Here is a 25,137-nt window from a genome sequence, read left to right on the forward strand (position 1 = left end):
GCAATTTAGTGGTGGGTCGTGAAGGATTCGAACCTTCGACCAACGGATTAAAAGTCCGCTGCTCTACCGACTGAGCTAACGACCCACATTAAGTGGTGGTCACAAGTCGAGTGGTGGGTCGTGAAGGATTCGAACCTTCGACCAACGGATTAAAAGTCCGCTGCTCTACCGACTGAGCTAACGACCCCTCGTTTGTAACGAGGCACTATAATACTCATTTTGCGAAAGTTATCAATCAAAAATTTTGATTTTTTTTCCGGCTGCCTGATTTATCTACAATATCGACAATCTTGCTTTTAATTTCGCTAATTCCCGCACAATAACGTCTGTTTTAAAATGATTCTATAGCAGTAAAAATAAAAAACCCTGATAAAAATATCAGGGTCCTACCTTTCAGTTTATTGCAATACTGATAAATTAGTATGCTAACACTGCACGACGGTTTTTAGCGTAATCTGCTTCAGTGTGACCTAAAACAGCTGGTTTTTCTTCACCGTAAGAAACGGTAGAAAGTTGTGAACCAGACACGCCTTTACCAGTCAGATAATTTACTACTGCGTCTGCACGACGTTGACCCAATGCAATGTTGTACTCTGGAGTACCACGCTCATCGGTATTACCTTCTACTAATACTTTGCTTGCTGGAGTAGCAGTCAAGTATAGAGAATGTGCATCTAAAAGTTGTTGGTATTGGCCTTCAATGCTGTATTGATCGAAGCCGAAATACACAGTGTTATAACGCTGTTGTAAATCTTCAGCGGTATAGTTACCGAATAATTGACCTTTCGCAGCAGAGTCATCGGAAGAGCTGCTACATGCAGCTAATACGAATGCAGGTGCAGCTACCATCAAAACTTTTGCAAGTTTTTTCATTTTATTACTCCTTAGTTTATAAGATACTACTTTTTAGTTAGAAATGGCGACCAAGCAGGGAACTTAATTTGCCCGCCTGCACCTGGTAACCTTGCCTTAAAGCGTCCGTCAGCGGACACCAATTGTAACACTTTCCCCAGCCCTTGTGTAGAGCTATAAATGATCATGGTTCCGTTAGGCGATACACTTGGACTTTCGTCCAAGAACGTCGACCCCAAAACCTCTACGCTTCCTGTTGCCAAATCTTTTTTAACGATATGATCAGCCGAAATCATAATCAGATATTTACCGTCAGAAGTAATCTGACCACTGTAACTTCTGCCGCCAGCACCAACATAACTGGCACCGCCACCATAAGCACTCATCATATAAACCTGCGGACTACCGCCACGGTCGGAGGTAAAGACAATCGATTGTCCGTCCGGCGACCAACTAGGCTCGGTATTATTACCCGCCCCACTGGTTAATTGAGTTGTTTGACCTGAAGCCAAATTCATCACATAAATATTCAATTGTCCGTCACGCGAAGAGGCAAATGCCAAGCGCGATCCGTCCGGCGAAAATGACGGTGCGCCATTATGTCGCGGACTGGAAGAGACCACTCTGCGTGAGCCTGAGCCCAAATCTTGTACCACTAATTGTGATTTTTTATTTTCAAAGCTAACATACGCCAATTGTTTGCCATCGGCTGACCAGCTTGGAGACATAATCGGCTGCGAGCTACGGTTGACTACAAATTGATTAAAACCGTCATAATCTGAAACTTGCAGCTCATAAGGTGTGGAGCCACCATTACGCTGTACTACATAAGCAATACGAGTTCTGAACGCACCACGAATAGCGGTCAGCTTTTCAAAAACTTCATCACTCACAGTATGCGCGCCATAACGTAACTGTTTGTTATTCGGGATCGTATAGCTATTCTGCTGCAAAACCGAACCAACACCGCCATTACCAATAGTATCTACCAGCTGATAAGCAATATTATAACCGGCACCTGTCGGGGTAATCTGTCCGACCACTACCTCACTAATACCTAGCGCAGCCCAAGCTTGCGGATTAACCTCTGACGCTGCAGATGGCGTTTGTGGCATTCTGCTGACCGGGATCGGATTAAATTTGCCGCTATATCTTAAATCTGCCGCAATAATGTCTGCAATATCCGCCGGTGCCGAACCGGGACCATTCCATTTAAACGGAACCACAGCTATAGGCTGAGCTCCTTCTACCGCCTCATCAATCACGATTCGTACTTCTTCGGCACGAACGGTGTGGCTGAGTAACAACAACACAACAGCAAAAAAGCTCACTATTCGAGTCATATATTTCATTTAAATCCCCTATCAAGGTCGTTAATCACGTTTATTTTAAATCAAATGCAATCAATGGGTTTTTATATTTATCATACGCCGCATCAGAAGGCGCAGGTGGCACTTTTTTGGTTGCCGCAACCGCTCTTAATGCCGGAACGCAAATATCATCTGTGCCGGAAACCTTCTGATAATCCAAAATCGTTCCATCTCTTGCCAGTGAAATTTTGATATTGCATACTTTACCTAATAAAGCTGCTCGATCACCTCTAAAATTACGGTTGATCGCACGTTTGATCAAACCGGCATATTCATCACCGACACGTGCCCCATCGGCGCCACTTACCCTACCAGCACCGCTGCCGGTTGTGCCACCTTGATTTTGGTTGCCACCGCTACGACTTGAACCACCTCCGATGGTGCCACTGTTCATAAAATCATCTAATGCGGCTTGCTGTGAGGCTTTTTCGGCTGCTGCTTTAGCTTTGGCAGCTTCAGCTTTGGCTGCAGCATCCGCTTTTGCTTTCGCTTTTGCGGCAGCCTCAGCCTTGCTTTTAGCTTCCGCATCTGCTTTCGCCTTAGCTTCTGCAGCGGCTTTTATTTTAGCGTCTTCTTGTGCTTTTTGCTGTGCTTTGGCTTTAGCTTCCGCCTCTGCTTTTGCCTTCGCTTCTGCTTCTGCTTTTGCCTTCGCTTCCGCACTTGCTTTTGCCTTAGCCGCTTCTGCCTGTGCTTCTTGCTCTGCTTTTATTTTAGCGGCAGCCTCTAAACGTTTTGCTTCAGCATCTGCTTTCAGTTTTGCCTGTTCGGCAATGCGTTTGGCTTCAGCTTCTTTAGCTACCCGCTGTTGGCGGATTAACTCTTCTTGCTTTGCCTGCTCTTGTTTTAGCTGTTCTTGCTTCGCTTGTTCTTGTTTGGCTTGCTCGATTTTTGCCTGTTGCTCTTGTCGTTGCTGCTCTTGTAACAGGCGCTGCTGCTCCTGCTGTTTTTTCTCTTGTTCTTGGGCTCGCTGCTCCAATTCTTCACGTTTGGCTTTTTCAACATCCCCTTTTTGCTGCTGTTGAATTCGTCCCCACTCTTGCGCGGCCGATCCGGTATCTACCATCACCGCGCCCATAACATCGCCTTCACCTTCGCCACCACCGGCAGCCGGCATATATTTATACCATAAGGATCCTAGAATCAGGATTCCGAACAGCAGCCCATGCAGGATAGTTGAAATCAAAACTGCACGATTTAATTTCTGTTTTTTCTCAGTCTGCACCGTTGATCCCGTGATTATTCGATTATAAAGGGTTGGTCATTAATCCGACGGATTTAATACCGGCAAGATGCAACAAATTCAAAGCTTTGATCACTTCTTCATAAGGCGCTTCTTTTGCACCGCCAACTAAAAACAAGCTGTTGTTATCTTTATCAAACTCTTGTTTCGCCATTTCGGTCACCATCTGCTCGGTTAAATTCTCATGGCGTTCACCGTTGATCGCCAACGTGTAGCTACCGACACCCGCAACTTCTAGAATAATGGGTGTTTTATCTTCATTGGAAACCGACTGACTGTCCACCGAATCCGGCAATTCAACCTGTACACTCTGGCTGATAATTGGCGCTGTCGCCATAAAAATCAACAGTAACACCAATAACACATCCAGAAACGGAACAATATTAATTTCCGACTTCATATCACGACGTTTGCGTCTGTATGACATACTATCCTCTTATACTTTACGATACGCTGTGCGGAAATTAATTAACGCTTTTTTTAGCGAAAGCCTGACGATGTAAAATTGTCGTGAATTCATCGATAAAGTTAGCATAGTTCTGTTCCAATTTACTGACTCGCAAACTTAAACGGTTATATGCCATTACTGCCGGAATCGCAGCAAACAAGCCAATTGCAGTGGCAATCAACGCTTCGGCGATCCCCGGCGCAACCATTTGCAAGGTCGCTTGTTTCACATTACTCAGTGCCATAAATGCGTGCATGATTCCCCATACCGTACCGAACAATCCAATATATGGGCTGATCGATGCGACTGTTGCCAAAAACGGAATCCGATTTTCCACGTCTTCGATTTCACGATTCAAGGTCAGATTCATTGCACGGCTCGTTCCTTGAATAATCGATTCCGGTGTGCTTGACGCCGTTTGTTGTAAACGCAAAAATTCTTTGAAACCGACATAAAAAATTTGTTCGCTGCCACTTAAGCCGTCACGGCGATTATCCATGCCCTCGTACAATTTATTTAAATCTTCACCCGACCAAAAACGATCCTCAAAACTCGCAGAAGATTTTAACGCTTGACGTAAAATACCGCTGCGCTGAATAATAATAGCCCATGACATAATAGAAAAAAGGATCAAGATTGCGATTACAATCTGTACGATCACACTTGCATCTAAAAAAAGTGCCAGGAAGTTTAACTCTGTTGACATCAATAACCCCGATTAGTCAGTTCTACAATATTTACTGTGCTGCCAACACCGCCCTGATTTCTTCAGGCATCGGTATCGGTTTCATTTTCGATAAATCTACCGTTGCAACTAAGACAGTTGCCTCCGACAATAATTCATCTTCCCTTAATAATTTCTGTTCAAAAACAATACTTGCCTGCTTGAGCTGTCGGATTTGAGTTTCCACCACTAAAGCATCATCTAATTTTGCCGCTGTTCGGTAATCAATCTGCATTTTGCGTACTACAAACGCCAAATGAAAATCAGCCAATAATTTTTGCTGTTCAAAGCCTACTTCTCGCAAAAACTCGGTTCTGGCTCTTTCAAAAAAATGAAGATAACGCGCATGATAAACTACGCCGCCGGCATCCGTATCTTCGTAGTAAACTCTGATTGGCATCTGCTGCATCGCTATTATCCTCTCAATTTTCGAAGTTGCTATTATCAAGAATTGTTTGATATTTGTCTAGTGATTGGGAGCTGGATCACAAATTATATTTTTAATCACATAAAACATATTGACGCTTTGCTTAGGGTCTGTTGATGAATGTTACCCAACTATACAACAAACATACCGCACTTTGTTGTTACAAGTAAAAATATGATGATAATCAAGAATGGAAGTGCGGTTTTAAAGCCGCACTTGAGCTGTAATTTTAGATAAAATAGATGTAAAACAGCCCGCCTATTGCTGCGCAATAGCCAATAAGAGGGTTAAATACTGCCTTCCAACGATCTTTTCTAATTTCTAACCCCATGCCATGAATCCATAATGTAGAGGTTCCCCAAATCAAAAACAGTGTGAACAGCGGCGAAGGACCACCTAATTCCAGCGCAAATTTTTTGGCATTCAGGAAAATAGACACCATTAAGACAATGGCAAGGATAAGTGAAAGGGCTCTATAAGAGCCCTTGTTTACCAATTGATAGAGTCGATCAATCATAGTTACTCATCAAATTTACCGGTTTTTTCAATACTGATCGTAACGATAGCCGCGAAGAAAACCGCTAATAAAACGCCTAACACCCAAGCTATATAAAACATAATAATTCCTCTTTACTTGTACTACTTTACTTGTATTAGTATAGTGAGTTTTTGTTTTCTTCGATAAAGTTGCTATCCAAGCGACCAAACATTTTTGCGTATGCCCAAATTGTATAAGTCAGCAAAATCACCACGAAAACTAATGCCAGCACAAACATCAGCATTAATGTCAGGTGGCTAGATGTAGAATCCCACATCAGCAAACTGGTATTCGGATGAGTAATTGACGGCATAATGAATGGGAACATTGCAACACCACAGGTAAAGATAATACCTGCCATCGTCAATGATGAAAACAGGAATGCAAATCCAGAGCGGTTCGCTTTAGAAAACACAATATTCAATAAACCAGAAACAACCGCAAGAATAGGCAGTGCCCAAAGAATCGGCATCTCTCTGTAGTTATTAAACCATGCACCGGTTTCCAGAATAACCTCTTTCCCCAATGGAGTTGAAGGACCACTCTTATCAATGACACTGGTTACAATATAGCCATCTTTAAACAACAACCATACCCCAGCCAACACAAAAGTGATAACCGTTGCAAACGCCCCAACTTGAGTGATCATGCGTGCGCGATCACGTAATTCGGCTGTGGTTTTCATTTGTAACCATGCTGCGCCTTGGGTTGTCAGCATAGACAAGCTGATTAAACCACACAACAAAGCAAATGGATTCAGCAAACCAAAGAACGAACCGGTATATTTAACTTGTAAAATATCGTTAAATTCAAATGGTACACCTTGTAATAAGTTACCGAATGCCACACCGAATACCAATGACGGCACAAAGCCACCGAGGAATAATCCCCAGTCCCAGGCTGTACGCCATTTTGGATTATCAATTTTCGCACGATACTCCAAACCAACCGGTCTGAAGAAAAGTGCGGCTAACACCAGAATCATGGCAATATAGAAGCCTGAGAAAGATGTCGCATAAACAATCGGCCAAGCAGCAAACATTGCTCCACCAGCGGTCAATAGCCAGACTTGGTTGCCATCCCAATGTGGTGCAATCGAGTTGATCATAATTCGTTTCTCAACTTCTTTCTTACCAGCGAAAGGCAATAGGGTCAAAACTCCCATGTCAAAACCATCGGTCACTGCAAAACCCAGGAGCAAAACGCCCACAAGCAGCCACCAAATAAAGCGTAGAATTTCGTAGTCAATCATGATTAGGCTCCTGATTATCTTGCTGTTTGTTCAAAATGGTAGCGACCGGTTTTCAATGAACTTGGCCCCAAACGTCCATATTTGAACATCAGATACATTTCTGCAATCAAGAAAATTGTGTATAACGCACAGATTAAAATGATTGAGAACCATAGGTCACCGGTTGTCAAAGCAGAATTAGCCACACCGACCGGCAACATTTCATAAATTGCCCAAGGTTGACGACCATATTCCGCCAAGAACCAGCCACTTTCAATTGCAATCCATGGCAACGGTAAAGAAAACAGGAGTGCTTTTGAGAACCAAGGTTTAGACCCGATTGTTTTGCGCGCAGTTTGAGCAAATGCACCAATCAATAACAGTAACATTAAGCCACCGGCAAGCATCATGACACGGAATGACCAGAATGTTGGTCCCACTTTAGGTATCGTATCCGCAGCAGCTTGCTGAATTTGCGCTTCTGTTGCATCGACCACATTTTCGGTATATGGTTTTAACAATAAGCCAAATCCCAGATCTTTTTGGTAAACTTTAAACAACTCTTTATCAGCTTCACTGGCACTACCACTACGCAATTTCTGCAATAAATCATAGGCCATAATACCATTGCGAACACGCTTTTCATTAATAGCTTTCAGCTCGGTTAAACCGGTAATTTCTTTGGTTAAAGAACGCGTTGCAATAATCCCCGCAGCATAAGGAATTTGGATTGCAAAGTCATTTTTCATTTCCGCTTCGTTAGGGATAATCACCATATTCCAATCAGCAGGCGCAGGTGAAGTATGCCACTCCCCTTCCATCGCAGCCAATTTCACCGGCTGTGCTTGTCCGATTTCATAACCGGATTCATCGCCCATCAGCAAGACCGAGAAAATAGCAATAATGCCGAAAGACGCAGCAACGGAGAAAGAGCGTTTCGCAAAGCCAATATCACGCCCTTTTAACAGGTAGTAAGAACTGATAGACAACACAAAAATAGCGCCGCAAACATAACCCGCAGACAAGGTATGCAAGAATTTACTTTGTGCCACCGGATTCAACCACAAATCCAAGAAGCTGGTCATTTCCATTCGCATGGTTTCAAAATTAAATTCAGATCCAATCGGATTTTGCATCCAACCGTTTGCTACCAGAATCCACATCGCCGACAAATTGGAGCCGAATGCGACCAAATAAGTCGCCATCAAATGTTTGCCTTTTGACAATCTGTCCCATCCGAAGAAGAACAAGCCGACAAAAGTCGATTCCATAAAGAAAGCCAATAACGCTTCAATAGCCAAAGGCGCACCGAAGATATCGCCAACATAATGTGAATAGTACGACCAGTTGGTACCGAACTGGAATTCCATTGTTATCCCAGTTGTTACCCCTAAGGCAAAATTGATACCAAATAATTTACCCCAAAATTTGGTCATATCTTTATACACTTCTTTGCCGGTAACCACGTACAAGGTTTCCATTATTACCAAAATAAAGGAAAGACCTAAAGTAAGCGGTACAAACAAAAAGTGATATAGCGCAGTTAACGCAAACTGCAATCTCGAGAGTTCAACAATATCTAACATCTCAACTCCTTGTATATACTACAAGTTTCTCTGACATTGATTACATTCGTAATCACCCCAAACATCCGACAAATATTCCTGATGTTAATAAAGTTAACTTACTCAAAACACTTATCCAAACCAGCCAAATTGACACAATCTAGATAAATCTTTAAATAAGCTAAATTTATGCCTGCCTATAATACTCTGTAATGCGAGTATTAAAAACAGAAAAATTAATATTCCCGTCACATTTTTGAACATATCTCAAAAAATTGCTCATTCACGAACGGCCTCATTTTGACTTAAATCAATTTATTGAAAATATTGCTATTTTTTATACACATATCCTATAAATTCAGTCGGATATTTTACACATAAAACAAATATTTTCGTTGCTTTTATAGACATCGTTTTATTCTTTTGCTATTTTGTGGAAAGATTTTTCGCAGGCAAAATTATCACGGCTGATAAACGTATCAATAGCGCCAATGTTGTCTCGTTGTTTTTGTATTTTTCATCGAAGGAAAAGGAAATGTTAAAAAAAATTGTTGCTTCTGCTGCCCTGGCATTATTCATCGGTGCTGCCTCAGCCAATACCTCTACCAGTACCCCCATAACAAGCAGTATTCCGCAGCAATGTAACCAACTCTTTACCGAAACCGAGCAACTGATCAAAGAAGCGGAAAAACAACCGGGCACTCACACCCAGTTCGCCAATATCAAAAACAAACTCTCACAAAGTAAAAAACAAATCTTAGCTTTAGAACGTGAAGTACAAATCAAAAGCTGTGACAAAGGCTTGGTTGCACTGAACAACATCAAGAACCAACAGGTTCAACCTTAATCAGCCATTCTCGTATAAAAACTTATTTACTCACTCAAGACGGGAATCCAACCCCAAATGTAGATAAGTTTTTGAGGTCGCGATCCGTCCACGTGGCGTACGCTGTAAATAACCTTGTTGAATCAAATACGGTTCTAGCACATCCTCAATGGTTTCACGTTCTTCTCCAATCGCCGCCGCCAAGCTGTCTAAACCGACCGGACCGCCGTCAAAGCGCTCCACCACCGCACTTAGTAGTTTACGATCCATATAATCAAAACCTTTGGCATCAATATCCAACATCTTCAGTGCTGAGCAAGCAATTTCAATACTAATCAAACCACTGTTTTTTACATCGGCATAATCACGCACCCGACGCAACAAACGGTTGGCAATACGCGGTGTACCGCGTGAACGGCGTGCAACTTCCAAAGCAGCGCCCTCTTCAATCCGCAAATTTAAACAATTGGCGCTGCGCGTCACGATCGAGGTCAAATCTTCCACCGAATAAAACTCCAAGCGCTGTACGATCCCGAAACGATCGCGCAACGGCGAAGTCAATGAGCCAGCGCGCGTAGTTGCGCCGACAAGGGTAAACGGTGGTAAATCCAGTTTAATCGAGCGTGCCGCCGGTCCTTCGCCGATCATAATATCCAGTTGATAATCTTCCATTGCCGGATACAGCACTTCTTCAATTGCTGGTGAAAGGCGGTGAATTTCATCAATAAACAGCACATCATGGGCTTCCAGATTAGTCAGCATCGCTGCCAAATCCCCGGCTTTTTCCAACACCGGACCTGAGGTAGTGCGGATATTCACCCCCATTTCGTTGGCAATAATATTGGCAAGCGTGGTTTTCCCCAATCCCGGCGGACCAAAAATCAACAGGTGATCCAACGCATCTTTGCGCAGTTTTGCTGCTCGGATAAAAATATCCATCTGCTCACGCACCGCATTCTGCCCGACATAATCTTGCAATAATTTAGGGCGAATTGCACGATCAAGAACATCTTCTTCCCCGATTTCTGCCGCACTGATAATTCGATCTGCTTCAATCATACCGCTCTTTTCTCTTCTGTTTTATAGCGCCGCTTTTAACGCTTCCCGAATCAGTTGTTCGCTTGTCAGTTCCGGCTTGGCAATCCGTTTCACCATTTTTTCTGCATCCAAGGCTTTATAACCCAACGCCACCAGCGCCGCTACCGCATCATCTTCATAATTCGGCGTGCTCAAATCCAGATCACGATGACGACCGTTCGGTATTTTGATAAAGAAATCAGCCTTCGGCATATTGGCGAATTTACCTTTTAATTCAACCAATAACCGCTCTGCGGTTTTTTTGCCAACACCTGGAATCTTCACCAGTTTAGACAGTTCTTCCCGCTCAATTGCAAAAGCAAACTCATCAACGGACATCGCAGACAAAATTGCCAGCGCCAGTTTCGGCCCAACGCCATTGGTTTTAATCAATTCCCGGAACAAAGTGCGGTCTTGCTTCGTGGCGAAACCGAACAATAAATGTGCATCTTCACGTACCACCAGATGGGTAAACAATACGACACTGTCATTGATTTCCGGCAAGCTGTAAAAACTGGTCATCGGCAGCAGCAGCTCATAGCCGACTCCCTGCACGTCCAGTACAATTTCCGGCGGCTGTTTTTCGATAATCGTTCCCTGTAAACGTCCAATCATGGTGAATTTTCTCTTTCTCACTGAAAATAATGCAATGTGCTTAGCATAAAATAAAACTGTATAAATAACCAGTTATTTTTCTGCTTTTAAACGAAAGCGCCCACGACTATAACGCGCTTGGAGAATCAAACCGCTCTTTTCCATTTTAAGTGCGGTATTAGCGGTTTTTCCGATTTGAAGAGAGTGCTGCAAGCTGTGTGCATGGGTAATGGCAATCGCCAGCGCATCGGCGGCGTCCGCCTGTGGTTCAGCCGATAAATTCAGAATGCGGGTCACCATATGCTGCACTTGGACTTTATCCGCCGAACCGCTGCCGACCACGGTTTGTTTGACCAATCGCGCCGCATATTCAAATACCGGCAAATCAAAATTAGTGGCGCAAACAATCGCTACACCACGTGCTTGCCCCAGTTTCAAGGCGGAATCGGGGTTTTTCGCCATGAATACTTGCTCTATCGCAAACATATCCGGCTGAAACTGGGTGATAATCTCACTTACGCCAGCATAGATCCGCTTCAAACGGGTCGGCAAATCGTCAACGGCGGTACGAATCGCCCCGCTGCCCAGATATTCCAACTTGCGCCCATTCTGTCGAATCACACCGTATCCGGTGACACGTGAGCCGGGGTCAATGCCTAAAATGATTGCCATAACTATCTATCAAAAATTTGCAATAAAAAAGGTGGGTCAAGACCCACCCTACACTAAAGATTACAACAACGCCGCTACTTCATCGCTGATATCACCGTTGTGATACACGTTTTGTACATCATCACACTCCTCCAGCATATCAATCAAGCGTAGCAATTTGGGCGCGGCTTCGGCATCCAAATCCACCGTAGTGGACGGAATCATCGACACTTCAGCACTCTCAATGTTAAAACCAGCGGCTTCGATGCCGTCACGTACCGAGCCCAACTCTTCCCATGCGGTGTAGATTTCGAAACTACCGTCATCTTGCGGCTGCACATCGTCGGCACCGGCTTCGATAGCCGCTTCCATCAGCGCATCTTCATCGCCTTGCGCAATCAAAATCAATCCTTTTTTCGTGAACAAATAGCCGACCGAACCTTCAGTTCCCAGGTTGCCACCGCACTTGGTGAAACTTGGTCGTACTTGCGAAATCGTGCGGTTGGCATTATCGCTCAAACACTCGACCATCACCGCCGTGCCGCCCGGACCATAGCCTTCGTATACTCTGGTTTCCATATTGGTGTCATCGCCACCGCCCACGCCACGTTCAATCGCACGGTTAATAGTATCACGGGTCATATTACTGGCTAAGGCTTTATCCACCGCCGCACGCAAACGCGGGTTTGCAGCTGCATCACCACCGCCGATTTTGGCTGCGGTAACCAATTCACGGATTAATTTGGTAAAAATTTTACCACGCTGCGCATCTTGCGCTGCTTTGCGGTGTTTAATATTTGCCCATTTACTATGACCTGCCATGTTCAATTTCCTCTTATTTTTGTTTTTGACTAAAATGAAACCTGATGCAACTCGCCGTTACGTAGCAACACCAGAAAATCCTGTTTAAACGGCACCAATTTTACAATATCGGCGTTAAATACCAACTTGTCATCTCTAAAACCCTTCTGTGCTAGATCCCACATTTTCAATTCACGAAAATTTGCGCTCGGCAACACAATCTGGTTGTGCATGACCAAACTGATATTACGCTGATAAGATCCGATTTTGTGATTGCTCACGCCTTGAGCCAACTCACTCTGTGGTAACGTTGCTTTGCTGCTGGTATCGTATGCGGTCAATGTGCCCGATAAGTGCGGTTTAACCACTGAAAACAGTTGTTGCCGAGCACTGATTAGCGACAACCAGCGGTACGCTTGTCCAATCGGTTTGCTTTGTGCCGCCACGACCAGCGCATTATTTTCAAGGGTAATCAACGCAGCTCTTGCCCCTTCCTGCCCATTGGAAATGGTGGTTGCAATGGCATTTTTTTGTTGATAATACGCAGCAATCGGTGCATTATCTTCAATCACATCAGTCTGATTTAAGATCAAGGGTGCAGCTAAATCACGTAAATCGTGCCGTTCCAAATACCGCACTTGCTTCGCTTCCCAACTATCTCCCAATACACCGTGCGCATATTGCTTTGTCGGTTGTGCCAACACAGCAATATGCTTACCGTTATGATTCAACTCAAGCGCCAGCGGATTTAAATCCGGCAACACTGTAAAATCCTGCCGCATTGCAACAACCTTCAATTCAGGTTGTGCCTCTATTCTGGCAATATGCGCCTTACCGTCCTGTTCAACCACCGCAATTGTCGCCAATGCCAACGGCACAAAGCCAGAGTGTGGACTAATTTTAATATTTGATGATTGCAGCCTTCCTTGGCTAATCAATTGAAAATGCTGTTGCTTATCGGTAAAAGTAATTTTTTGAAATCCGGCAGCCAACGGGCTATCCGACGCAACATCACGACTCAGCAATTGCCAATCCACTTGCTGCTGCCATAATTCGCCCTGCTGCGTGATTGCCAGCAAACCGACCGATTCTTCAAAGGCAATATTAGCAATCGCTGCACCATTCGGTAACTGCACGGGTCGAACGCTAACCGCGTTGGCAAATTGGCTCATGCATAACATCAGTAAAAACACCAATCTATATTTGTTCATTTTTACCCTTATGTGTTCAGTAACAACTGCTCAATCGCCGCCGCATTGTTCCACGACTTCGTCATCATCACTGCCTGCGCTGCCGTCACCCAGCAATACGTCGAATGCTCGCTCAACCGCACTTCGCACTCATCAGCTAATGGCAATAAAAACCAGTGCTCGTGGCAATGGGTTATATTGGGTGCGTATTTATGCCTAAATTGCGGAAAAATTTCAAAATCCACAGAACGCTGACAATCAACTAAACTAACCGCACTTAACCCCGTTTCCTCCGCCACTTCTCGCTTGGCGGCGCAAAGTGCGGTTTCATTTTGTTCCAAACTGCCCGACACCGACTGCCAAAAGTCTGAATCGTCGTTACGCTGCAACATCAGAACACGTTGGGTATTAGTGGCGTAAATCACCACCAACACCGATTCAGGACGTTTAAATCCTGCCATCTACTCTTTCGCTTTTGCGACCGTTAAAGCAAGCTCATTCAATGCTTGCTCATTAGCAAAACTTGGTGCGTCGGTCAGCAAACAGGCTGCGGCAGTGGTTTTCGGGAAAGCAATCACATCACGGATATTGTCGGTTCCGGTCAACAGCATGGTGAGGCGATCCAAACCAAACGCTAAGCCAGCATGCGGCGGCGTGCCGAATTTCAGCGCATCTAGTAAGAAACCGAATTTTTCTTGTTGCTCTTGTTCGTTAATGCCCAAAATGCTGAACACGGTTTGTTGCATTTTTTGATCGAAGATCCGCACCGAACCACCACCGACTTCGTAACCATTGATCACCATATCATACGCATTGGCGACCGCACTGGTCGGATCTTGCGCCAGTTCTTCTGGGCTGAAATCTTTCGGTGAAGTGAACGGGTGATGCATTGCCGCCAAGTGACCTTCTTCGTCACGTTCAAACATTGGGAAATCGATTACCCACAGCGGTTTCCATTGATCTAATTGGGTCAAGGCTAAATCTTTACCGACTTTCAGGCGCAATGCCCCCATCGAATCGGTCACGATATTGTATTTATCCGAACCGAAGAAAATAATATCGCCGCTTTGCGCCTGGGTGCGTGTCAACACCGCACTTAGCACCTCGGCTGACAAAAACTTGGCAATCGGGCTTTGCACGCCGTCAATGCCTGCCGCTAAATCATTCACTTTCAGCCACGCCAAACCTTTTGCGCCGTAGATGCCGACGAATTGGGTGTAGTCGTCAATTTGTTTACGAGTCAACGTTGCACCGTTCGGCACACGAAGTGCGCTCACCCGTCCTTTCGTATCGTTTGCCGGACCGCTGAACACTTTAAACTCCACGTCTTTCAATAAATCAGCTACATCAACCAGTTCCAGCGGATTACGCAAATCCGGTTTATCCGAGCCAAAACGGCGCATCGCTTCGGCATAAGTCATGATCGGAAACTGTCCCAAATCGACGCCGATAATCTGTTGCCATAAACCGTGCACCAACGCTTCCATTTTTTCGCGCACGTCTTCTGCGCTCATAAACGAAGTTTCCACATCGATTTGGGTGAATTCAGGTTGACGATCGGCACGCAAATCTTCGTCACGGAAACATTTCACAATTTGATAATAGCGGTCAAAGCCGGACATCATCAGCAATTGTTTGAACAGTTGCGGCGATTGTGGAAGCGCATAGAATTTGCCTTTATGCACCCGGCTCGGCACCAAGTAATCGCGCGCACCTTCCGGTGTGGCTTTGGTCAGCATCGGGGTTTCGATATCCAAGAAGCCGTGTTCATCCATAAAGCGGCGTACAAAACTGGTTATTTTGGCACGGGTTTTAATCCGTTGTGCCATTTCTGGGCGGCGCAGATCGAGATAACGATATTTCAGACGCTGCTCTTCGGTATTATTTTGATTAAAATCTAGCGGCAACACAGCAGCGCTGTTGTAGATTTTCAGCGTTTTCGCCAGCACTTCCACTTCGCCGGTCGCCATATCCGGATTGATGTTTTTTTCAGTGCGGGCAATCACTTCCCCTTGAATCTGAACACAAAACTCATTGCGCAATGCCGCCGCCGCCGCAAATGCTTCTTGCTGTGCCGGATCAAAAAACACTTGCACAATGCCTTCACGATCACGCAGATCGACAAAAATCATCGCCCCGAAATCTCGGCGGCGGTGAATCCAACCGCTTAATGTAACTTGTTGTCCGACATTGCTTTGATTCAGTGATCCGCAATAATGTGTCCGCATCATAGTGTGTTCCTTGCTGATTTTAAATGGGCTTTCAATTTTAGAAAGATTAACTGGCGGATTATAGCGGAATTTTTAGCAGGAATGAACTGGTTTATCTGCCGTCAAAATCAAAAGTGCGGTTTCGCTAATCAGGCTAAAACCGCACTTGGGTAAAATATTCTCAAAACTATTGTTGTGGCACTGCCTCCGGCAAACCTTCTAAATCTGACGGCGATAAATCCGGGATTGCCAAGTCATAACCGTCATCTGCCGGTGAGAAACTGTCATCCAACTGATCGTCAGGATAGACCTCACCATCTTCCCCCCATTGCTCATCATCTTGATTGTATTGGTGGTCATCATCAGACATATTGTAAAATGCGGCAGCCATCACCATGCTCATCACAAATTCATTGAGTTTCTCTTCCGCCACCACTTCACCGTTGTGTTTCAAGACGCCGTTTTCCAAGATCAAATTGGCGGTGAACGCCTCTGGGGTATCAATAAATGTACCGTCAACAAGTAAGTCGGCGCTTGCCGCTTGATAAGAGTCGTCAATAGTTTGTGCCAGCCCTTGATCCGTCATATCCGGGTTATTCATTTCAACTACTGCGGTGATCAGGCTGCGCAACATCTGTTTATTGACTTCTCCACTGAGTTCAAATTTGGAAAACAGCGACAGCATATTTTCGCCAACTTGATCACTATTATTGAAACCGATATCAAGATTCAGTTGACTGGTGCCGCCTTCATTACGCCAAGCCAGCGGTAAAAATTGTAGCTGTGGATGATTTGCCATAAGGGTTTGCAACAATTGCTTGCCTTGCTCGTCTTGTTCCGGCGTAAATTCACCGTCTGACGGCATATTTTTCAGCAATTCAACCAAATCATTCAGCGATTTTCCGTCAAGATGTCTAATGCCCAGATCAAACTGGAACTGCCCGAAATGGTTTTCGTTAATCAATAATTTACCTAGCAAATTTTTAGACGAAATATCAATAAAACCGTCATGCAATTGCACTTCACTATCGATGCTGGTGTCGCTGATCTGCAATTTCAACGGCGAATCATCACTTTGCTCGCCGGGCTGCTGATCGAACAGAATATCGTTGACGGTCAAACGGCTGCTGCCTGTCGCCAGATTTTCAAAGCCTTTTGCCTGTTGCTGCCGACTCTCCATCTTGATGCCGTTAATGTGCAAGGCGGTGCTGTTCTGCGCTGTTTCAGCGGCTTGCTCCGAAAAACTAAGCTGATCCAGATTCAATTTAATGTTGCCAATTGCGTTCAGATCAGTATCCGAATCAATCACGAGATCCGACATCTTAAATTCAAGGTTGCTTTCAGCCCATTGCAACGCAGCAAACCGGCTGCGGGCAACCACTTTCTCACTGTAATCCAGCGTAAAATCTGTGCTGAAAGGTGCTTGTTCTTTGGTCGCTTTAAACCAAGCTGCTACGCTTGAGTTATTCACCAATTTCGCATTGCCGCTCACCACCACTGGTTTCAATTCAAATTTTGCCAAGCGTGCCAATGGCAACGGACCATGTTGCACCGCACTTTCAAACACCAATTCAATTGGTTGATCATGATCCTGTAAAACCAGCTTATCTACAATTTTCGAACTGAAAAATCCACGCTGATAGCTGACGTTTTCCACTTTGAGACCATTGCCATCAACCGGTGGTAAATACTGCGCCAGCGTTTTATTCAGATCTGCGATTTTTTCGGCATATTGCTGTTGCAGGTTTTTGCCGGTGTACCAAGTTCCACCCGCCCAAACCACAGCCAACGCTGCCACAACACTGATCGCCAACACGGATTTTTTCATATCACTTTCCTTTTATTTTATCGAGAAAATCAGCCCAAACGGACTGTATGGCGCGCACAATAGCATAAAATTTCAGCTTAACCTATATCAAATTGCCCCGCAGGATAAAGCGCAGAATAAAGCAAAGTGCGGTCAACCCAGCGCTTCTGTCTCTCCAAAATAATCTGTCACAGCGCTCTGTTTTTCGCTACAATAACCGCACTTTCACTCTTTGCAAAAAACCGATGAATAAAGACACCATTTTCTCTGCGCCGATCGAAAAAATCGGCGATTTCACTTTTGATGAAGCCGTCGCCGATGTGTTTCCCGATATGATCCAACGTTCAGTGCCGGGCTATTCGAATATCATCACCGCGATTGGTATGCTGGCAGCAAGGTTTGTGCAACCGGACAGCCACGTTTATGATCTGGGCTGTTCACGCGGTGCGGCAACCCTGTCGGCACGGCGCAATATCAAGCAGCCGAATGTGAAGCTGATTGCCGTCGACAATTCGCCGGCAATGGTCGAACGCTGTCAACGTCACATCGATGCTTATCACGGTGAAAGTGCGGTTGAGGTGGTGTGTGATGACATTCGCAATATCAAAATTGAAAATGCCTCAATGGTGATTTTGAATTTCACACTGCAATTTTTGCCGCCGGCTGACCGCACTTTGCTGCTGCAAAACATTTATCACGGTTTAACTCCCGGCGGCGTGTTGGTGCTGTCGGAGAAATTCCGTTTTGACGATCCGAGCATCAACGAACTGCAAATCGACTTACACCACGAATTCAAGCGTGCCAACGGCTACAGTGAGCTGGAGGTCAGCCAAAAACGCACCGCACTTGAGAATGTGATGCGCACCGATTCCATTCCGCAACACAAAGTGCGGTTGCGTGAAGTCGGTTTTGCCCACGTTGAATTGTGGTTTCAGTGCTTTAACTTTGGATCGATGATCGCCATCAAGCAGCAAGAAAAATAGAAAAGACAAAATATAATAGAGAAAACTATGATCGACTTTCGCCCTTTTTATCAACAAATCGCCACCGGCAAACTGGCAAACTGGCTGGAAACGTTGCCGTTGCAGCTCAGCCAATGGCAAAAAAATGCCCACGGCGAATACGCCAAATGGGCAAAAGTGATTGAATTTTTGCCCGAACTCACCGCCTCACAGATTAATTTGCAAAGTGCGGTCGCAGCGATTCCCAGCCAACCGCTGTCCGCTGGCGAACAACAACGGATTATCTACCATTTAAAACAGTTGATGCCGTGGCGAAAAGGCCCGTATCAGCTGCACGGCATTGATATCGACTGCGAATGGCGTTCCGATTTCAAATGGAATCGGGTGCTACCGCACTTAGCGCCGTTGCAGGATCGTACCATTTTAGACGTCGGCTGCGGCAGCGGTTATCATATGTGGCGCATGGTCGGTGAGGGCGCCAACATGGTGGTCGGAATTGATCCGACCGAGCTGTTCCTATGCCAGTTTGAAGCGGTGCGCAAATTGCTGAATAACGACCGCCGTGCGCATTTAATTCCGTTGGGCATCGAACAGATGCAGCCACTTGCCGCATTCGACAGCGTATTTTCGATGGGCGTGCTATACCACCGCAAATCACCATTGGATCATTTGAGCCAGTTGCGAGATCAGTTGGTCAACGGCGGTGAATTGGTGCTGGAAACCTTAGTGATCGATGGCGATGTCAATTCGGTGCTGATGCCACCGGATCGCTACGCCAAAATGAAAAATGTCTATTTTATCCCGTCGGTGGCGGCGTTGATCAACTGGCTGGAAAAGTGCGGTTTCAAAAATGTGCGCTGTGTTGATGTGGCAGCCACTTCGCTGGCAGAACAGCGCAAAACCGACTGGTTGCAAAATGAATCGTTAATCGACTTCCTTGACCCGAACGATCACCGCAAAACCCTCGAAGGCCACCCCGCCCCGAAAAGAGCGGTTTTGTTGGCGAATAAATAAGGCAAATACCGATGCAGAAACTCCTCGGAAATTGACAAGATATTGAGCTATTAGTGAACACCTTTTACCAAAAAGTGATGGTGGATGAACGTATTGGCTATATGTTCAGCCATATTCAAGGTAGCCATTGGCAGAAATATTTGGAAAAAATGTACCGCTTTTGGGAGAGCAATATTTTTGATGTCGACAGCTATCAGGGCAATCCGATGTTGCAGCATATTGAGGTCTGATGGAACAACGTGTGCTGACCGATGACTTGCCGATGTTTATGCGCCGCATTCGTTCCAATTAATTTAGAAAAGAGAAGAAGATCAATGAGCTATTGTGATTATGTAAACCAGTTAACACCAGAACAAGACAATCTGAATAAACACTATCACGATCACCATTACGGCTACCCGATTGAAAGTGATAACGAACTGTTTGAACGCTTAGTGCTGGAAATCAACCAAGCCGGTCTAAGCTGGACACTCATGCTGAAAAAGCAGCAAAATTTCCGTCGTGCTTACTCGCAATTCGACATCGCCAGCGTCGCCGCCTACAACGAAGCCGACCGAGAGCGATTGTTAAATGATGCCGGTATTGTGCGCAACAAATTGAAAGTCAACGCTGCGATTCACAACGCACAACAAATTCTGCTGCTACAACAACAATATGGCTCATTCAAAAACTGGCTCGATCAACACCACCCACGCCCGCTTCAAGACTGGGTTAAGCTGTTCAAAAAACAATTCAAATTTGTCGGCGGCGAAATCGTCAATGAGTTTCTGATGAGCAGCGGTTATCTGCCCGGCGCTCACCAAACGGATTGCCCGATTTATGCCCAAGTGCTAGCGAGTAAACCGGCCTGGATGAAATCAAAATAAGACTTGAAGATTTAGCTAAACCTGTTATCTTTTGTGTGAATTAATCACACAAAAGGAACATCATTATGGCTCGCACCACCAGCGTTACCCTCGGCGAACCGCTCACCGATTTTATCACCCGCATGGTTGAATCCGGACGCTACGGATCAACCAGCGAAGTCATGCGCACCGCACTTCGGCTGTTAGAAGAGCAGGAAGCGGTAAATGAAACTCTTCGCCTTGCAATTTTAGCCGGTGATCAAAGTGGAGAAAGCGATCTCACTCTACATGATATTTTTAACCGCGAAAAACAATTATTAAATGTATAAACTCTCAAAACTGGCAGAGTACGATTTTGCTAAAATTACTCGTTATAGTCTGATAAATTTTGGAGCCCCAAAAGCCTCTGACTATTTGTTGTCGTTAGAAAATGCACTATTAAGATTAGCTGCATCACCTCTCATCGGCAAAAAATGTACTGCTATTGATACTACATTGATGAGCTTTCCTCATCAACAACATACGATTTTCTACCGTATCCGTAAAAATGATATTTTTGTGGTTAGAATTCTCCATCAACAAATGGAGACAAAATTACATATTAGTTACAACTAAATCCGGTTGCCAATCCTGTTGGTCAGCGTAGAATATTGATAACACTTTCAACAAGGATTCACTTATGTCACTGCCCAAAGCCCAATTTATTAGACAAATTCACCCCAATCTTTCGCTGCAACAAATCAATGAAATTCCGGTTATCGTGCTTGATCATGCCGTTGGCAAAGCAATGATCGCCTTGCAAGGCGCACATTTGCTGAGTTGGCAACCGCACTTTGCTGCTCAGGATATTTTTTGGTTGAGTGAAATTGAGCCGTTTAGGCTGGGTGCCGCGATTCGCGGTGGTATTCCGCTGTGCTATCCGTGGTTTAAAGATAACGGCAGCCCAGCGCACGGCTATGCGCGGATTAATTTATGGCAGTTCAGCCAATGGCATATCAGCGATGAGCAAGCCGAACTGAATTTCACCCTGTATGACCAGCACAAGCTGGTTGAAGCCCAATTGAAAATGACGTTTGGTGATGAATGTAGGCTAAGTTTCACTCACTACGGCGCGCAAGACGCACAATTGGCACTACACAGCTATTTTAATCTGGGCGATATTGCCGAAACCACGTTGCACGGTTTGCCGAAAAGCGCACTGAATACGTTGAATAATCAGCAGGAAAATGTGCCGTCGCCACGCCAATTCGATCAGGAAACCGATTGTATTTACTCCGCAGAAAATCCGATCAGCCGGATTGAAGATAAGGCACAGCAGCGCACGATTGAAATTGAGCATATCAATGCTTCGGATATTGTGGTGTGGAATCCATGGCACAAAAAAACCTCCAACATGTCGCAAAACGGCTATCAAACCATGCTTTGTGTAGAAACATCACGGATTCACCGCCGATTAGTACAAGGCGAAAGCGTGCAAGCGATTATTCGCCTGTCCCGCTAAACTTGCGCAAGGGCGAGTTCGTCGTCCTTGCGGTTTTTTTCATGCTAAACTTCGTGATTTTGCTCACAAAACTTCATTTGTCATGATTTAGATCATCCCTTTGCATTCCACTTAATAGGTAGTAATGTTAAAATTTTCCTGTTATCTATTATCAAAAAAAGGAAATTACTATGACATTTCGTATCGAAAAAGACACTATGGGTGAAGTTCAGGTTCCGGCAGATAAATATTGGGCGGCACAAACCGAGCGTTCACGCAACAATTTTAAAATCGGTCCTGCCGCTTCGATGCCGCATGAAATTATCGAAGCCTTTGGTTATCTGAAAAAAGCTGCAGCGTTTGCCAACACCGATCTGGGCGTGTTGCCGGCAGAAAAACGCGATTTAATCGCCCAAGCCTGCGATGAAATTTTGGCGAATAAATTGGACGATCAATTCCCACTGGTGATCTGGCAAACCGGCTCCGGTACCCAATCGAATATGAATGTCAATGAAGTAGTCTCCAATCGGGCGCACGTGTTAAATGGCGGCAAATTAGGCGAGAAAAGCATTATTCACCCAAATGATGATGTGAATAAATCCCAATCCTCTAACGATACCTACCCTACCGCCATGCATATTGCTGCGTACAAAAAAGTGGTAGCAACTACCATCCCTTGTGTTGAACGCTTGCAAAAAACCTTTGCTGAAAAAGCAGCTGCGTTTAAAGATGTGGTCAAAATCGGGCGTACTCACTTGATGGACGCCACTCCATTGACTCTGGGACAAGAGTTTTCCGCTTATGCGGCACAGTTGGATTTCGGCTTGAAAGCGCTGAAAAATACGCTACCGCACTTGGCGGAATTGGCGCTAGGTGGCACCGCTGTCGGCACCGGGTTGAACACGCCTAAAGGCTACGATGTCAAAGTGGCGGAATATATTGCCAAATTTACCGGTTTGCCGTTCGTGACGGCTGAGAACAAATTTGAAGCGCTGGCAGCCCACGATGCGATTGTAGAAACCCACGGTGCCTTAAAACAACTGGCGGTTTCGCTCTACAAAATTGCCAACGACATTCGTTTATTGGCATCAGGACCACGTTCCGGCATCGGCGAAATTTTGATTCCTGAAAATGAGCCGGGTTCTTCAATTATGCCGGGTAAAGTCAACCCAACCCAATGCGAAGCCTTGACCATGGTGTGCGCACAAGTGCTGGGCAACGACACCACCATCTCTTTCGCCGGCACGCAAGGCCACTTCCAACTGAACGTGTTTAAGCCAGTGATGGCGGCGAACTTCCTGCAATCAGCCCAACTGCTGGCTGATGCCTGTGTCTCGTTTGACGAACACTGCGCCGTCGGTATCGAACCGAACCATCCACGCATTCAAATGCAGTTGCAAAATTCGTTGATGTTGGTAACCGCACTCAACACGCATATTGGCTACGAGAATGCGGCAAAAATCGCTAAAACTGCGCATAAAAACGGTACAACCCTGAAAGAAGAAGCGATCAATCTGGGGTTAGTGACCGCTGAGCAATTTGATCAATGGGTGCGCCCTGAAGATATGGTCGGCAGTTTGAAATAACCATGACGAAAACCAAGCAAACGGGATCATTTGATCCCGTTTTTTGTTATTCGCCTTTTAGAGTCTGTTGATGTTTTAGCTCAATAGCAGTTCTGATTATTTATGTTATAATCACATAAATTTTGTCATTTTAATTTTTCTTTCGGTTGTTATTTATGAAATTGTTGAAAATTGTCGCCACTTCATTTGTTTTGCTGTTCGGCAATTCGGTATTTGCTAACTGGCTGCCTGTCGGAACGGTTGACTACACTTGGGGACCGTTTCATATATATACGATCACGCTATACAGCGAAAACGGGCAATATCAACCCGACCAGCGTCCACTGATGCTGACACTAAATTACGCGAAACCAGTGGAAGGCAAGAATTTTGCTATTACGCTGAAAAAAGAGCTGAACAATATCGCACCGCAAATTCCGGCGGAAACCCAAGATCTGTGGGCTAAAAAATTAGAACAAACCTTGCCGGACTTTCAACCAAAAGATTTATTAAATTACATTGCGCTAGATGATACCGGCTATTTTGTCTTGAATGATACGGTACTAGAACCTAAATTCGGCAGTGAATTTAACCAAGCTTTCCTAGACATTTGGCTCTCACCGCAAAGCAGTTTCAAACGGCTGCAAAGCAAATTATTGGGTGAAAATAAAACTGAACAGCCGAGCGACTACCCAACACCACCGCGTCAATTGGAAACCGCTCCGGTAGAAAGTGAAAGCAAAGATCCGCAGCCTGTACCGCCTCCCGGACTGAGCGGTACTCAAAGTGCGGAAGCCAGTTGATTTGACACGGTTGTAGATGGAGTACCTGTGATGACGTTATCCAAATCTTTTTGGTCACTAACTATTAGATCGTTAACACTGTGTGTGTTTGGCGCACAAGTTTATGCTAATCAAGCAGCACCCGCTGAAAATGGTGTATCATTGCCAGTAACCCCGGCAGAAAGCCCTGTGGATAGCGCACTTGTGACGACAGCTGCCGTATCCGAACAAAATGCTGAGCAACATAATCAAAGCCAATATGCCACTCAAATTAATGTAGAATTGATTATCTTCCAGCGGCTATTTGAACAGGACAGCTTAAACCAAAAATTTCCGGAATTAACCTCTGCGATTCCGCTAGCCGATGCACTACTGCCCTCTGCCGAGCAGCCGCAAGCCCGTACTTTAGCGGCAGGTCAAATGCAACTCAATGAAATTTTTACAAAATTTCAGCAGCATGGCGGTTATATTCCCTTTTACCATCAGGCTTGGTCCCAGCCGTTGCTGCAACAGAGTGCCAGTTTTCCGCTTCGAGTCCAATCCGATCCTTCGACCGTTCCAGCCATTGACGGGCGATTGTTAATTTGGCAAGACGATAAAATTGAGCTCAACTTCAATTTAGCATTCAGTTATGACTCACCGAGCAGAAATTCGCAGCAAGCCTTTGGCAATTTAGCACAAAGTGCGGTTTCGACCGTGCCGGATATTGATGCAGTCAAAGAGAATTCGACTGAAGCCGAAACCCAGCAAACCGTCCAACGACATACCATTCAGTATCAAAGCCAAAGCAGCTATACTGATAGCCAAATGATGTATTTTGATCACCCGTTATTCGGGATTCTGGTGTTGATCAACAGCGCCGACGGAAAACCATTAAAAGGCGTTAATAGCGAAAATAACAATGAAATGCAATAACCGCATAAGTGCGGTTAAAATTC

29 protein-coding genes and 2 tRNA genes are annotated in these 25,137 nt (G+C 45.1%); 11 read left to right on the forward strand and 20 right to left on the reverse strand.

The genetic code is table 11. The features are described 5' to 3' along the window. Positions 1-9: 9 nt before the first annotated feature. The 12 genes from FHQ23_RS02470 to FHQ23_RS02525 all read right to left on the reverse strand — a co-directional run bounded on the left by FHQ23_RS02470 (position 10) and on the right by FHQ23_RS02525 (position 8,416). A tRNA-Lys gene (locus FHQ23_RS02470) sits at positions 10-85 on the reverse strand. Between the two features lie 26 nt (positions 86-111). Then, positions 112-187, reverse strand: a tRNA-Lys gene (locus FHQ23_RS02475). Between the two features lie 230 nt (positions 188-417). Beyond that, positions 418-873: a peptidoglycan-associated lipoprotein Pal gene (gene pal / locus FHQ23_RS02480; RefSeq protein WP_132966984.1), complete on the reverse strand. Its 456-nt coding sequence runs from the start codon at positions 871-873 to the stop codon at positions 418-420. A 26-nt stretch (positions 874-899) separates the two neighbouring features. After that, positions 900-2,204: a Tol-Pal system beta propeller repeat protein TolB gene (tolB, locus tag FHQ23_RS02485; RefSeq protein WP_139612900.1), complete on the reverse strand. Its 1,305-nt coding sequence runs from the start codon at positions 2,202-2,204 to the stop codon at positions 900-902. A 31-nt stretch (positions 2,205-2,235) separates the two neighbouring features. Next, the gene (gene tolA / locus FHQ23_RS02490; protein ID WP_139612901.1) at positions 2,236-3,444 is read right to left on the reverse strand and encodes a cell envelope integrity protein TolA; all 1,209 of its coding nucleotides are present in this window, start codon (positions 3,442-3,444) and stop codon (positions 2,236-2,238) included. Between the two features lie 22 nt (positions 3,445-3,466). Next, positions 3,467-3,889, reverse strand: a complete 423-nt coding sequence (gene tolR, locus FHQ23_RS02495; RefSeq protein WP_132966979.1) for a colicin uptake protein TolR — start codon at positions 3,887-3,889, stop codon at positions 3,467-3,469. A 37-nt stretch (positions 3,890-3,926) separates the two neighbouring features. Continuing rightward, a complete protein-coding gene (tolQ, locus tag FHQ23_RS02500; protein ID WP_132966977.1) occupies positions 3,927-4,616 on the reverse strand; it encodes a protein TolQ in 690 nt (229 codons plus the stop codon). Positions 4,617-4,647: 31 nt separating this feature from the next. Next, positions 4,648-5,043 (reverse strand): tol-pal system-associated acyl-CoA thioesterase, encoded by a 396-nt coding sequence (gene ybgC / locus FHQ23_RS02505; RefSeq protein WP_139612902.1) that lies wholly within the window; start codon positions 5,041-5,043, stop codon positions 4,648-4,650. Positions 5,044-5,290: 247 nt separating this feature from the next. After that, positions 5,291-5,578 (reverse strand): cyd operon protein YbgE, encoded by a 288-nt coding sequence (gene ybgE, locus FHQ23_RS02510; protein ID WP_139612903.1) that lies wholly within the window; start codon positions 5,576-5,578, stop codon positions 5,291-5,293. Between the two features lie 2 nt (positions 5,579-5,580). After that, positions 5,581-5,679, reverse strand: a complete 99-nt coding sequence (locus FHQ23_RS02515; protein ID WP_132966971.1) for a CydX/CbdX family cytochrome bd oxidase small subunit — start codon at positions 5,677-5,679, stop codon at positions 5,581-5,583. A gap of 35 nt (positions 5,680-5,714) precedes the next feature. Then, a complete protein-coding gene (cydB, locus tag FHQ23_RS02520; protein ID WP_139612904.1) occupies positions 5,715-6,851 on the reverse strand; it encodes a cytochrome d ubiquinol oxidase subunit II in 1,137 nt (378 codons plus the stop codon). Positions 6,852-6,865: 14 nt separating this feature from the next. Continuing rightward, positions 6,866-8,416, reverse strand: coding sequence for a cytochrome ubiquinol oxidase subunit I (locus tag FHQ23_RS02525; protein WP_139612905.1), 1,551 nt, complete (start codon positions 8,414-8,416; stop codon positions 6,866-6,868). A gap of 514 nt (positions 8,417-8,930) precedes the next feature. On the opposite strand from FHQ23_RS02525, the gene FHQ23_RS02530 reads away from it, so the two are divergent. Then, on the forward strand, positions 8,931-9,242 hold the full coding sequence (locus tag FHQ23_RS02530) for a DUF5339 domain-containing protein (protein ID WP_139612071.1): 312 nt from the start codon (positions 8,931-8,933) through the stop codon (positions 9,240-9,242). Between the two features lie 30 nt (positions 9,243-9,272). Here FHQ23_RS02530 and ruvB read toward each other — a convergent pair whose 3' ends face one another. From ruvB to FHQ23_RS02570, 8 genes are all read right to left on the reverse strand, one after another. Next, on the reverse strand, positions 9,273-10,280 hold the full coding sequence (ruvB, locus tag FHQ23_RS02535; RefSeq protein ID WP_139612906.1) for a Holliday junction branch migration DNA helicase RuvB: 1,008 nt from the start codon (positions 10,278-10,280) through the stop codon (positions 9,273-9,275). 21 nt (positions 10,281-10,301) lie between these two features. Continuing rightward, the gene (gene ruvA, locus FHQ23_RS02540) at positions 10,302-10,913 is read right to left on the reverse strand and encodes a Holliday junction branch migration protein RuvA (protein WP_139612907.1); all 612 of its coding nucleotides are present in this window, start codon (positions 10,911-10,913) and stop codon (positions 10,302-10,304) included. 72 nt (positions 10,914-10,985) lie between these two features. Then, entirely contained in the window at positions 10,986-11,564 is a 579-nt protein-coding gene (gene ruvC, locus FHQ23_RS02545) for a crossover junction endodeoxyribonuclease RuvC (RefSeq protein WP_139612908.1), read from the reverse strand. 60 nt (positions 11,565-11,624) lie between these two features. Next, positions 11,625-12,365, reverse strand: coding sequence for a YebC/PmpR family DNA-binding transcriptional regulator (locus tag FHQ23_RS02550; protein WP_139612909.1), 741 nt, complete (start codon positions 12,363-12,365; stop codon positions 11,625-11,627). A gap of 29 nt (positions 12,366-12,394) precedes the next feature. After that, positions 12,395-13,555: a hypothetical protein gene (locus tag FHQ23_RS02555; protein WP_139612910.1), complete on the reverse strand. Its 1,161-nt coding sequence runs from the start codon at positions 13,553-13,555 to the stop codon at positions 12,395-12,397. An 8-nt stretch (positions 13,556-13,563) separates the two neighbouring features. Next, positions 13,564-13,995: a dihydroneopterin triphosphate diphosphatase gene (gene nudB / locus FHQ23_RS02560; RefSeq protein ID WP_139612911.1), complete on the reverse strand. Its 432-nt coding sequence runs from the start codon at positions 13,993-13,995 to the stop codon at positions 13,564-13,566. Continuing rightward, complete coding sequence (aspS, locus tag FHQ23_RS02565) at positions 13,996-15,765, reverse strand: aspartate--tRNA ligase (protein ID WP_139612912.1); 1,770 nt, start codon at positions 15,763-15,765, stop codon at positions 13,996-13,998. Between the two features lie 166 nt (positions 15,766-15,931). After that, positions 15,932-17,572: a YdgA family protein gene (locus FHQ23_RS02570; protein WP_139612913.1), complete on the reverse strand. Its 1,641-nt coding sequence runs from the start codon at positions 17,570-17,572 to the stop codon at positions 15,932-15,934. 224 nt (positions 17,573-17,796) lie between these two features. Here FHQ23_RS02570 and cmoA point away from each other — a divergent pair, with 224 nt between their 5' ends. From cmoA to FHQ23_RS02620, 10 genes are all read left to right on the forward strand, one after another. Next, entirely contained in the window at positions 17,797-18,534 is a 738-nt protein-coding gene (gene cmoA / locus FHQ23_RS02575) for a carboxy-S-adenosyl-L-methionine synthase CmoA (protein WP_139612914.1), read from the forward strand. 27 nt (positions 18,535-18,561) lie between these two features. Continuing rightward, positions 18,562-19,527: a tRNA 5-methoxyuridine(34)/uridine 5-oxyacetic acid(34) synthase CmoB gene (gene cmoB, locus FHQ23_RS02580; protein WP_139612915.1), complete on the forward strand. Its 966-nt coding sequence runs from the start codon at positions 18,562-18,564 to the stop codon at positions 19,525-19,527. Between the two features lie 53 nt (positions 19,528-19,580). Continuing rightward, positions 19,581-19,757 (forward strand): group III truncated hemoglobin, encoded by a 177-nt coding sequence (locus FHQ23_RS12495; RefSeq protein ID WP_267963599.1) that lies wholly within the window; start codon positions 19,581-19,583, stop codon positions 19,755-19,757. Between the two features lie 84 nt (positions 19,758-19,841). Then, positions 19,842-20,393 carry a DNA-3-methyladenine glycosylase I gene (locus FHQ23_RS02590; RefSeq protein ID WP_139611014.1) on the forward strand — a complete coding sequence of 184 codons (552 nt, stop codon included), beginning with the start codon at positions 19,842-19,844 and terminating at the stop codon, positions 20,391-20,393. Positions 20,394-20,458: 65 nt separating this feature from the next. Next, positions 20,459-20,701: a type II toxin-antitoxin system ParD family antitoxin gene (locus FHQ23_RS02595; protein ID WP_139612916.1), complete on the forward strand. Its 243-nt coding sequence runs from the start codon at positions 20,459-20,461 to the stop codon at positions 20,699-20,701. Continuing rightward, positions 20,694-20,987 carry a type II toxin-antitoxin system RelE/ParE family toxin gene (locus FHQ23_RS02600; RefSeq protein WP_139612917.1) on the forward strand — a complete coding sequence of 98 codons (294 nt, stop codon included), beginning with the start codon at positions 20,694-20,696 and terminating at the stop codon, positions 20,985-20,987. Before FHQ23_RS02595 ends, FHQ23_RS02600 begins: the two co-directional genes overlap by 8 nt. A 64-nt stretch (positions 20,988-21,051) precedes the next feature. Beyond that, a complete protein-coding gene (locus FHQ23_RS02605) occupies positions 21,052-21,873 on the forward strand; it encodes a D-hexose-6-phosphate mutarotase (protein ID WP_139612918.1) in 822 nt (273 codons plus the stop codon). Positions 21,874-22,043: 170 nt separating this feature from the next. After that, positions 22,044-23,438 (forward strand): class II fumarate hydratase, encoded by a 1,395-nt coding sequence (gene fumC, locus FHQ23_RS02610; protein WP_139612919.1) that lies wholly within the window; start codon positions 22,044-22,046, stop codon positions 23,436-23,438. Between the two features lie 155 nt (positions 23,439-23,593). Further along, positions 23,594-24,220, forward strand: coding sequence for a chalcone isomerase family protein (locus tag FHQ23_RS02615; RefSeq protein ID WP_139612920.1), 627 nt, complete (start codon positions 23,594-23,596; stop codon positions 24,218-24,220). Positions 24,221-24,250: 30 nt separating this feature from the next. Continuing rightward, entirely contained in the window at positions 24,251-25,114 is an 864-nt protein-coding gene (locus FHQ23_RS02620; RefSeq protein WP_139612921.1) for a CsiV family protein, read from the forward strand. Positions 25,115-25,137 lie beyond the last annotated feature (23 nt).

The organism is Testudinibacter crocodili (genome assembly GCF_006228025.1).
Taxonomy (GTDB): Bacteria; Pseudomonadota; Gammaproteobacteria; order Enterobacterales; family Pasteurellaceae; genus Chelonobacter.